This is a genomic window from Clostridioides sp. ZZV15-6388 (assembly GCF_020657755.1).
Classification (GTDB): domain Bacteria; phylum Bacillota; class Clostridia; order Peptostreptococcales; family Peptostreptococcaceae; genus Clostridioides.
Genome location: NZ_JAGWCU010000021.1, coordinates 58,413 through 67,318, shown reverse-complemented (window position 1 = coordinate 67,318; position 8,906 = coordinate 58,413). Strand labels below are relative to the sequence as shown.

The window sequence follows — 8,906 nt, the reverse complement described above, 5'->3', positions numbered from 1 at the left end:
ATTATAAAGAAATATATAAGAAAATAAAAGAATTAATGAATGTAATTATATAGTATTTATAATATTTTAAATAAATTTTCAGATATAGAGGACTAATATGTAATAAATGAGAAAAGTTATTCAATTGTGGAGGGTTAATTAAATGGAATATAGTTATAGTAAGATGCATCTGAAAAAAGGAGATATTGTAGAAGTAAATTTGGAGAAACAAGCTAATGTGATATTATTAGATCATATAAATTATGTTAAATTTAAAAATCAAAGAAACTATGATTACTACGGTGGATTTGCCAAGAAAACTCCATGCAGAATGAAAGTTCCTAATACAGGAACTTGGTATCTGGTTGTAAATGAAAATGGAAATAGTGGTATAGTAAACTTTTCAATTAATACAATTCAAAATTAATTTAATACTAAAGGGCTTGGATTAATATCTAGGTCTTTTTATTGTGTCATGGTTTATATATAAAGTTATATAAACAAATATTGAAAAGAGTGTTAATATATATAAATATAAATTAAATCAATAATTACGAATTTGATATAGATATATTCATTAATAAAGTATATAAAGTTAATAAAAATATGAATATAAAATGGTTATTACTTTTATTAACTCTTTTTAGTTCTTATATATTTTTATATAATTAGAATAAAATAAGTATACAGTTTTGATAAAGAAAGGATTTATAAAGATGCATTAAGAATGTATATTTACAAATCCTTTGTATCTATATCTATCTGGCATATAACTAATCTATTATTTTTATATAGGTTGTTTATATACACTAAATATGCTTTTAAAAATTAAATTTAAAATACGTATTATTAACACTGAGCTCCACCTTTAAGATGTAAAGGAGCATCAAGTATAGCTTGTTTTCTTTCCAATACAGAATCTGATAAAAGCATTTCTATAAATTTATCAACACCAATTCGGTCAATAGTAATTCCAAAACGTTCACCTGTTTTACCTTGTTCTCTAAATAAAAGAAGAGCTTTTTCAATTAAAGTCATAAGTTCCTCTTTTGAAAATAGTTTATCAATTTGTGTTCCAGGGCGAACAGATTTGCCCCATTTTCCTCCTATGTATATTTTGTAGCCAGATTCTTTTTCTTCAATACTGTCAAAATTACAACTTTCTATGCATTTACCACAGTTATTACATAAATTATTATCTATTTCAAGCTTTCCTTTATCTGTTAATTTAGCTGCTTTGACAGGACAGACTTCCATAACAGAACATTTTTTGCATCCAACACATATTTCAGGGTCATAATCAGGTACACGTTGACCGACAATTCCGAGGTCATTTAAGTCAGGTTTAATACAATTATTAGGGCATCCACCAACACCAATTTTAAATTTATGAGGTAATTTTACATCATACCAACCTTTATAAAATTCTTGATGAATTTCAGCAGCTAGTGCTTGTGTGTCAATTAACCCATGAACACAAACAGTTCCTTTACATGCTACAACAGGACGAACTCTTGAACCTGTTCCACCTGTGATTAAATTTTCACTGGCAATGAATTCACTTAAAGCTTCAATATCTTCAAACTTTACACCAGGTAACTCTACTGTTAATCTAGTAGTAAATGCTACTTGACCATTTCCAAATTTTTCGGCAGCCTCAGCAATCTTTTTTGTTTGTGATGTGTTAATTACACCATTTACAGTTATTATACGTGCAGCAAAATGTTCTCCATCCCTACTTGGTAAAAAACCTCTACCTTTTAATTCCTTTTTTTGTTCTGCTGTAATATTATTCATAATTAATCCTCCATTACTTTAAGATTTGGATAAAATAGTATTCCACCTTCAAGGACTTTTGTATTTGTATAACCAAAACGTCTCAAACGATTTTGAGCCATGTAGCTATTTTTACCTTTTGCACATATAAGAAGAATCTTTTCATCTTTAGAAAGACCTTCAATTTCTCCATTAATTTCACCAACTGGTAAATAACGTAGGTTAGGAATAGAAGGAACTTTTGAAACATCAAGTTTAGTCCAGCTATCAAAATCTTCAATTTCATCAAGTAAAACACTATCAAGATCTCCATCGAGTTTATTTTGTAACACGTTTACTGCTACTACAAAAGGATGAATAGCTGTTGAGAAAGGTGGTGCATATGCAAGGTCCATACTTTCTAATGAATAAAGATCTGCTCCTAAAGTTATTGCAGTAGCAGCTATATCTACTATCTTATCAGTTGCACCAGGGCCCATAACTTGAACACCTAATAACTTTCTAGTATGTTTTTCAGCAACCATTCTTATTATAAAATTAGATGCACCAGGATAATAATGAGCCTTATCATCAGTAGCTATAGTAACAGAGCAAACATCATAACCTTCTTTTTTAGCTGATTCTTTGCTTAAGCCTGTTTTTCCTACATTAAGCTCTGGTAATTTGACTACAGTTGTTCCAAGAACACCTTTATAAGTTTTAGATTTTCCGGCTATATTTTGAGCACAAATTCTACCTTCATGATTTGCAGATGAACCCATAGGTGACCATGTAGATTTATTTGTCAAAGCATTTTTTACATAAGCACAATCTCCAACTACATATATATTTTCATCTGCTGTAAGCATAAATTCATCTGCTATAAGTGTTTTATTTGGAGCAAATTCTAAATCCGTATTCTTTAAAAAGGCTGTATTAGGATGAATTCCAACTGACATAACCACTAAATCTGTTTTAATAACTCTATTTTTGGTACGAAGTTTTTCTACTTTATTTTCACCTTCAATACCTATAACTTGGTCGCCTGTGAAAATCATGATACCTTTATCAGCCATATGATTTTCAACATATTCAGCAAAGTCGGTATCAAATCCAGGCATAACATGTTCAGCCATATCAATAACACTTACACGTATGCCCATAGCAGAAAGATTTTCAGCAATTTCAAGACCAATAAAGCCTCCACCAATAACAACAGCTCTCTTGACTCCATCTTCCACAGTATCTCTTAATGCTATCGCATCATTTGGAGTACGCATGAAGAATACTCCAGATAAGTCGATTCCAGGTATTGGTGGTTTTATTGGGTCTGCTCCTGTGGCAATTACAAGTTTATCATAACTGATAGTTTCTTCTTCTCCTGTTGAAATCTTTTTCAAAATTACTTGTTTTGATTTTCTATCAATAGATGTAACTTCAACTCCACAGCGAACTTCTGCTCCTGTTAGTTTAGAAAAGCTTTCAGGTGTATTTACAATTAGAGAAGATTTATCTTCAATAACCTTACCAACATAATATGGTAAGCCACAGCCTGCATAAGAAATATGTTCGCCTTTATTTAGGATTGTAACAGAACAATTGTCACCCATTTCACGTTTTATTTTTGCAGCAGTTTTTGTTCCAGCAGCAACTCCACCTATAATTAATACTTTCACAATATCACACTCCAATCCTTTTTATAACTCTATGCTAAAATTATAGTTCTTGACAATGTATTTGTAAAATACTAAAATGTTAATAAAATCATAAGTATTTACTAATATTTGGTAAGGTCGTGATAATATGACTATTCGTAGCTTGGAGATATTTGTAAGGGTTGCTGAATGTGGTAAAATGAGTGAAGTTGCAAGAAATATGTATATTACGCAGTCGTCGGTTAGTCAAGCTATTTCGGAAATAGAAAAAGAGTATGGAGTTAAATTATTTGATAGAATTTCAAAAAAACTATACTTAACTGAAGCAGGAAAAAAGCTTCTAGGATATGGAAAGCATCTTTTATCTATAAATGAAGAGATGATTGATTGTATGAAACATTGTGCTAAAAATATTCGAATAAGAGTTGGAGCAACAGTAACTGTCGGTACTTGTGTAATAAGTCCAATAATATTAGAGTTATATAAAAGAAACCCTTTAGTAGAACCTGAAGTGTTTGTTGAAGATACAAGCTTAATTGTAAAAAAATTACTTAATAGTGAATTAGATATTGCAATTGTAGAAGGTAAGATTAATCATCCAGATATTGTGGTAAAAAGCATTATTAAGGACCATCTTGTACTTGTATGTTCCAATAAGCATAAATTTTACAATCGAGATTCAGTAAAAGTCTCAGAGCTTTCAAACCAGCCATTAATTATGCGTGAACTGGGAAGTGGAACAAGAGCGCAACTAGAAAATCAATTGAAAGAATTAAAAATACCAATGAATATTAGATGGTCATGTTATAATTCTGAAGCTATCCTGAGAGCAGTTACAGATAATTTTGGTATTGCTGTTATATCTGAACTTCTTGTTGAAGATTACTTAAAGAAAAATCTTTTATGGTCTTGTGATATTGAAGGCATTAACTTATGCAGAACATTTGATATTGCATATCATAAAAATAAGTTTTTTACTGAGAATATATCATCATTTTTTGATATTTCAGTAGAGTTTGGGAAAAAAGAAATGAGAAAGAAGATTAGGAGGTAGCAACTAAGTATAGTTGTTACCTTCTTTTTCATATCTAAAGCATATTCATAACTACAAAGTTTTAAATTGAGAAGTTGAGTGGTTAATTATGTCATATTTATTTTTTTTATATATTTATTGTTTTACTATTTTTCATTTGCAGTAACTAAATCAATAAATAACTGCATAAGAGGGCTAATCCATCTATTCTTATGATGTGCACATACAGCTGTGATAGTTTTACTACTTAAATCTGTTTTAATTTCACATAAATCTCCTGATTTAATTTCACTTTCTATCGTAAATGTGGGGAGATAAGATATACCCATATCATTTTTCACTAAATTTTTAATTGTTGGGATACTCCAAAGTTCAATTGTATGGTCTAAAGTAATATCCTTTTCTCGTAAATATGTCTCAAATATCTGTCTAAAAATGCAGTTATTCTCATCTATTATAAATGGTATTTTTAATTGTTGATTTGGAGTAATAAAATCTGGAAACTGATTTTTTATCTTTGGTGAAGACACTAATGTAAGTGAGTATTCTCCAACTGGATAGGTATAAATAGAATTTCCAATTCCACCAATGTCTTGATAAAATAGTCCCAAATCAATACTTCCTGATAGTAATGAATCTCTTATATCATAACAATTCATTGAGCGAAGAAACAAGCGAGCATTTGGTGCAAGGTCATGGAACTGTTTTAGTATTGTAGGTATTTTATAACAAAGTAATGTTTCGGCGATTGCAATATGTAAATCCCCTCGTAGTTCAGAAAGGTCTGTACCAAAGTTTTTCATTTTATCAAATGAAGAGAGCACTTCATTAACATATGGGATTAGATTTTCTCCTATCTTAGTCAACACCATCCTTCTTCCAATTTTTTCGAAAAGATGTACAGATAATTCCTGTTCTAACTGTTGTACTTGGAAAGTTATTGTTGATTGTGTGTAATTCAGTTTGTCTGCTGCTTTTGAAAAGCTACCTTCTTCAACAATAGTCTTAAAAGTTTGCAGGTATTTAATATACATGTTTTCCTCCTGTATAGTTCAATAATTTTAAAGTATAACTTTAAATATTTCGATTTGTTTAAATATTTAATTTAAAGTATTATAATATAAAAGGAGTGTGATTACAAGTGTTGAGTGAAATTTTATTATCTTTTTTACCTTATGCTTTTGTAACAGGTTTTACACCAGGGCCAAATAACATTCTTGCATTAAATACAATAAGTAATAATGGATGGCAAAAAGGAAAATCAATGATTATAGGTATTAGTGCTGGATTTGTGTGTGTTATGATTATATGTGCTTTAGGATGTTTTGGATTGTCAAAGTTTATTCCAACATTAATTGATACCATGAAATACATAGGAGCTGTATATATTATCTATTTGGCAATTCATGTTGCGAAGAGTAGACCAAATGATGAAAATAAAACACAAACAAAATCTTTTTGGTCAGGATTTATTCTACAATTTGTCAATGTCAAAATTATTTTGTATGGTATCACTGTTTATATGGGATATGTAATTCCTGTGTCAAAGTCGATTGTATTTTTATTGGTAACTGCTATTTGTAGTTCTATTGTAGGAATTTCTGGAACCATAACATGGGCTCTAGCAGGAGGATTTTTGAAAAAATATATCAACAGATATTATAGGGTGTTTAACATTACTATGGCACTGATACTTGTTTGGAGTGCATTAAAGTTAATTTGGGCATAACTTTTTACATAAAAATTGTAAGTAAATTTAGAAAGTTTAACCGTTCTAAATTTTATAATCATAATTTTAGATTTATACTATTAGCTAATTATTTTAGAGCCTTTAAGTAGATTTAGAAGGTTCTTTTTTTAATTATATTTATAGCTATTTTATGATGTTTAATTTTAGCTAAAGTATAAGCTTAAGTAAGTGTTAAATTTAAATATAGAAAAAAATTAGTTAAGAGGAGTGTTACTAGGAAAGACTTTAGGAGTCTTTAAGTAGCAAAGGAAGAAAGTTCAGTATTATGACTGACAAAAATCTATATTACTGACCTAAAAATCAGCAGCATGGTTTTTGATTATGCAGATTATCTGGTTAATTTTCAAATTCAGATAAAAGGCGAGACTCCAGTAAATTGCTCATAATCGCGGGTAAAACTTTTAACTGCAAAGCCAAGACCTTTTGCAATTTTTTCAATATCAAAATTACAGCAAGTCTTTTACTATTTACTCACTGGTTGTTGCTGTGTTATACAATGAATTATTCCTCAATATTGAAAAAGGGAGTTCACCTTGATTGGAGCAATTTTCCTTTTAGGGTAAAGCTCTGATATGATTTCCAGTGCAACACTATCATTTTCATCATCATATACAGGTACAAGTGTCGCCTTATTTCTAATATAGTAATTCAAGTAAGAATCTTTGTACTCCAGTTCTTTTATGTTTTTAGTTAGAGGGAGTTACACAATTTCATAAGCTTCACCACTTGTATTTTTGGTCTTTTATATAGTACTATAATCATCCATGTTGATGTTTTCATAAAGCTCTAAAAAATCATCATTTGACACTGTTAAAATAGTGTGAGTATTAAGAAAGCGAGCAATTCCATCAATGTGTGTATCGATGATGTACTTGTCAGTGACTTGTTACACTAAGATACTGGAAAAGATATTTTTCGACCTGCTTCACAGTAAGGTTCTGGTTTCTGCTGACAACAGAACTAAGACTTGCTATTAATGTCCCATTACCATCCATTTCAATGGAACCACCTTCAAGCACGAAATCAGAGATATCGATGACTGGAATGTTTGTGTCATTTTAATCCAAATACCCTCTAACTCATTTTGATATTATATTCAATAGACATATCAATTAAAACAAAATAATTAGAAGGTACAAAGTATATTTAACCAATTATATTTTTTACCTTCTAAAAATAAAAAGTTTAACTATTAAGATATTTGTGAGGTTTGTGTATCCAAAATAATAATATTATTGCAAATAGAGGGCTAAACCAAAATGCTAGTAAAGTGTAAAGACTAGTATTCAAAGCATTTTTAGTCGAAACTCTATTACAAGCGATTAATAGTATTATAGATAAAATATGAGCAATAATTTCTAATATATTTGAATTAAAATCTTGAAAAAAGACTAAAAAAGAAAAAATATAAGAGATACTCATACATATAAAAAAACAATAATTCAGTAATTTAAATTTTAATAGTTGTTTTTTATTATCATTGATTGTCATAAGTATTCCTAAAACTATAGACAGAATGATAAATGTATTTGATGCTTGCAAATAAGAAAATACAGTCATAAATTTATTCTCCTAATATTAACCATAAATTGTAAAAAAATAATATAAATAACTAATAATTGAATAACCAATACAATATGTAAATAAATAAAAAAGAAACTTTTTAAATCTCTTTAATTTGAAACTTTTTTATATCTTTTGACAAATAGAACTTATCGGAATAAAAACAAAAATCGCAATTAAAAAAGTTATTAAATACTTTGGCATAGGATAATAGTCCATAAACAATCACCTCATAAATTAGTATAATCTTAGAGTAATATGAGCTGTTAATAATAGCAACCGATTTTGGAGAACTGTAAATAAATTGAAATAAATTATTCAAAAGAAAAAGGAGAGATAGATTATAAATGAAAAGGTAAGAAAGCAATGTCAGTAGAAGATATGGCTGAAATACATAATAGAGAGCTTAAGCATGTAAATGAACTTATAAATAATAATATAAAAAGATTTAAAGATGGTATAGATATTTTAGTGAGTAGTTCTGAGCGACTAAGTTATTTAAAATCACTGAGTTTGGAAATGTGATACTCTAATCAATCTTATACAAATGCAAATAACATATATTTGTTGTCTGAAAGAGGTTATTCAAAGCTATTAAAAATATTATAAGCTGATAAAGCTTAGGAGCAATATGAAAAGATAGTTGATGGATATTTTTCTATGAGAAAAAAATTAAATAATCCTCTTTTAAGTGCATCAAAAGAGTTACAGAATTATTTGACTTAGAAACTAAAATAGAGAGTGTTAATGAGAAATTAGAGAACTTTATGGATGATGCACCACTATTTAATGTTGAATGTGAGAGTATTGTAAAAAATGTTAAGAGAATAGCAACAAAATCTCTTGATGGTCATGGCAGTAAGTCTTATAAAGATAAAATCTCTAAAAGGTAAAGTTTACAGTGATATATATCATCAGATTAAGCGATAATTTAAAGTAGATAGTTACAAAGCTATAAAGCGTTGTCAATTAGATAAAGTACTGGAAATAGTAGACAATTATAAATTGCCTACAGTTCTTGAAGAAGAAGTAAGATTATTAAATAGTCAGTTATCAATAGAGAGTTAAGGTATTACTACAGCTTATGTGAACAGAACAGGCAGGGCGTGAGGACACTGTTAGTTCAATTCTAATTATGTTCAAAAGGTATTAATACTTGATGAGATTAAAA

10 protein-coding genes and 1 pseudogene are annotated in these 8,906 nt (G+C 28.9%); 6 read left to right on the top strand and 5 right to left on the bottom strand.

From position 1 onward, the window contains the following. Nucleotides 1-142 precede the first annotated feature (142 nt). A complete protein-coding gene (locus KGF48_RS13295; protein WP_227828524.1) occupies nucleotides 143-406 on the top strand; it encodes a DUF1883 domain-containing protein in 264 nt (87 codons plus the stop codon). A gap of 422 nt (nucleotides 407-828) precedes the next feature. Here KGF48_RS13295 and KGF48_RS13290 read toward each other — a convergent pair whose 3' ends face one another. Further along, nucleotides 829-1,776 carry a 4Fe-4S dicluster domain-containing protein gene (locus tag KGF48_RS13290; protein WP_227828525.1) on the bottom strand — a complete coding sequence of 316 codons (948 nt, stop codon included), beginning with the start codon at nucleotides 1,774-1,776 and terminating at the stop codon, nucleotides 829-831. A 2-nt stretch (nucleotides 1,777-1,778) separates the two neighbouring features. Next, on the bottom strand, nucleotides 1,779-3,410 hold the full coding sequence (locus KGF48_RS13285) for an FAD-dependent oxidoreductase (protein WP_227828526.1): 1,632 nt from the start codon (nucleotides 3,408-3,410) through the stop codon (nucleotides 1,779-1,781). A gap of 127 nt (nucleotides 3,411-3,537) precedes the next feature. On the opposite strand from KGF48_RS13285, the gene KGF48_RS13280 reads away from it, so the two are divergent. After that, nucleotides 3,538-4,443, top strand: coding sequence for a LysR family transcriptional regulator (locus tag KGF48_RS13280; RefSeq protein ID WP_227828527.1), 906 nt, complete (start codon nucleotides 3,538-3,540; stop codon nucleotides 4,441-4,443). 125 nt (nucleotides 4,444-4,568) lie between these two features. On the opposite strand, the gene KGF48_RS13275 is transcribed toward KGF48_RS13280, so the two are convergent. Further along, nucleotides 4,569-5,456, bottom strand: a complete 888-nt coding sequence (locus KGF48_RS13275; RefSeq protein ID WP_227828528.1) for a LysR family transcriptional regulator — start codon at nucleotides 5,454-5,456, stop codon at nucleotides 4,569-4,571. Between the two features lie 107 nt (nucleotides 5,457-5,563). Here KGF48_RS13275 and KGF48_RS13270 point away from each other — a divergent pair, with 107 nt between their 5' ends. Beyond that, nucleotides 5,564-6,151, top strand: coding sequence for a LysE family transporter (locus KGF48_RS13270; protein ID WP_227840388.1), 588 nt, complete (start codon nucleotides 5,564-5,566; stop codon nucleotides 6,149-6,151). Between the two features lie 529 nt (nucleotides 6,152-6,680). Here the strand turns inward: KGF48_RS13270 and KGF48_RS20720 are convergent. Both KGF48_RS20720 and KGF48_RS20715 read right to left on the bottom strand, forming a co-directional pair. Continuing rightward, entirely contained in the window at nucleotides 6,681-6,845 is a 165-nt protein-coding gene (locus tag KGF48_RS20720; RefSeq protein WP_227868133.1) for an agmatine deiminase family protein, read from the bottom strand. Nucleotides 6,846-7,047: 202 nt separating this feature from the next. Beyond that, entirely contained in the window at nucleotides 7,048-7,209 is a 162-nt protein-coding gene (locus KGF48_RS20715) for an agmatine deiminase family protein (RefSeq protein ID WP_227840391.1), read from the bottom strand. 892 nt (nucleotides 7,210-8,101) lie between these two features. On the opposite strand from KGF48_RS20715, the gene KGF48_RS13255 reads away from it, so the two are divergent. The 3 genes and pseudogenes from KGF48_RS13255 to KGF48_RS20355 form a co-directional block, all read left to right on the top strand. Next, complete coding sequence (locus KGF48_RS13255) at nucleotides 8,102-8,260, top strand: ORF6N domain-containing protein (RefSeq protein ID WP_227841680.1); 159 nt, start codon at nucleotides 8,102-8,104, stop codon at nucleotides 8,258-8,260. Nucleotides 8,261-8,430: 170 nt separating this feature from the next. Beyond that, complete coding sequence (locus KGF48_RS20360; protein WP_413894761.1) at nucleotides 8,431-8,628, top strand: ORF6C domain-containing protein; 198 nt, start codon at nucleotides 8,431-8,433, stop codon at nucleotides 8,626-8,628. A 49-nt stretch (nucleotides 8,629-8,677) separates the two neighbouring features. Further along, a pseudogene (locus KGF48_RS20355) lies at nucleotides 8,678-8,803 on the top strand (ORF6C domain-containing protein); the annotation flags it as partial. Nucleotides 8,804-8,906 lie beyond the last annotated feature (103 nt).

Coding starts and splice junctions, on each gene's coding strand:
- KGF48_RS13295 (WP_227828524.1), top strand. CDS start 143: ATGGAATATAGTTATAGTAAGATGCATCTGAAAAAAGGAGATATTGTA.
- KGF48_RS13290 (WP_227828525.1), bottom strand. CDS start 1,776: ATGAATAATATTACAGCAGAACAAAAAAAGGAATTAAAAGGTAGAGGT.
- KGF48_RS13280 (WP_227828527.1), top strand. CDS start 3,538: ATGACTATTCGTAGCTTGGAGATATTTGTAAGGGTTGCTGAATGTGGT.
- KGF48_RS13275 (WP_227828528.1), bottom strand. CDS start 5,456: ATGTATATTAAATACCTGCAAACTTTTAAGACTATTGTTGAAGAAGGT.
- KGF48_RS13255 (WP_227841680.1), top strand. CDS start 8,102: ATGTCAGTAGAAGATATGGCTGAAATACATAATAGAGAGCTTAAGCAT.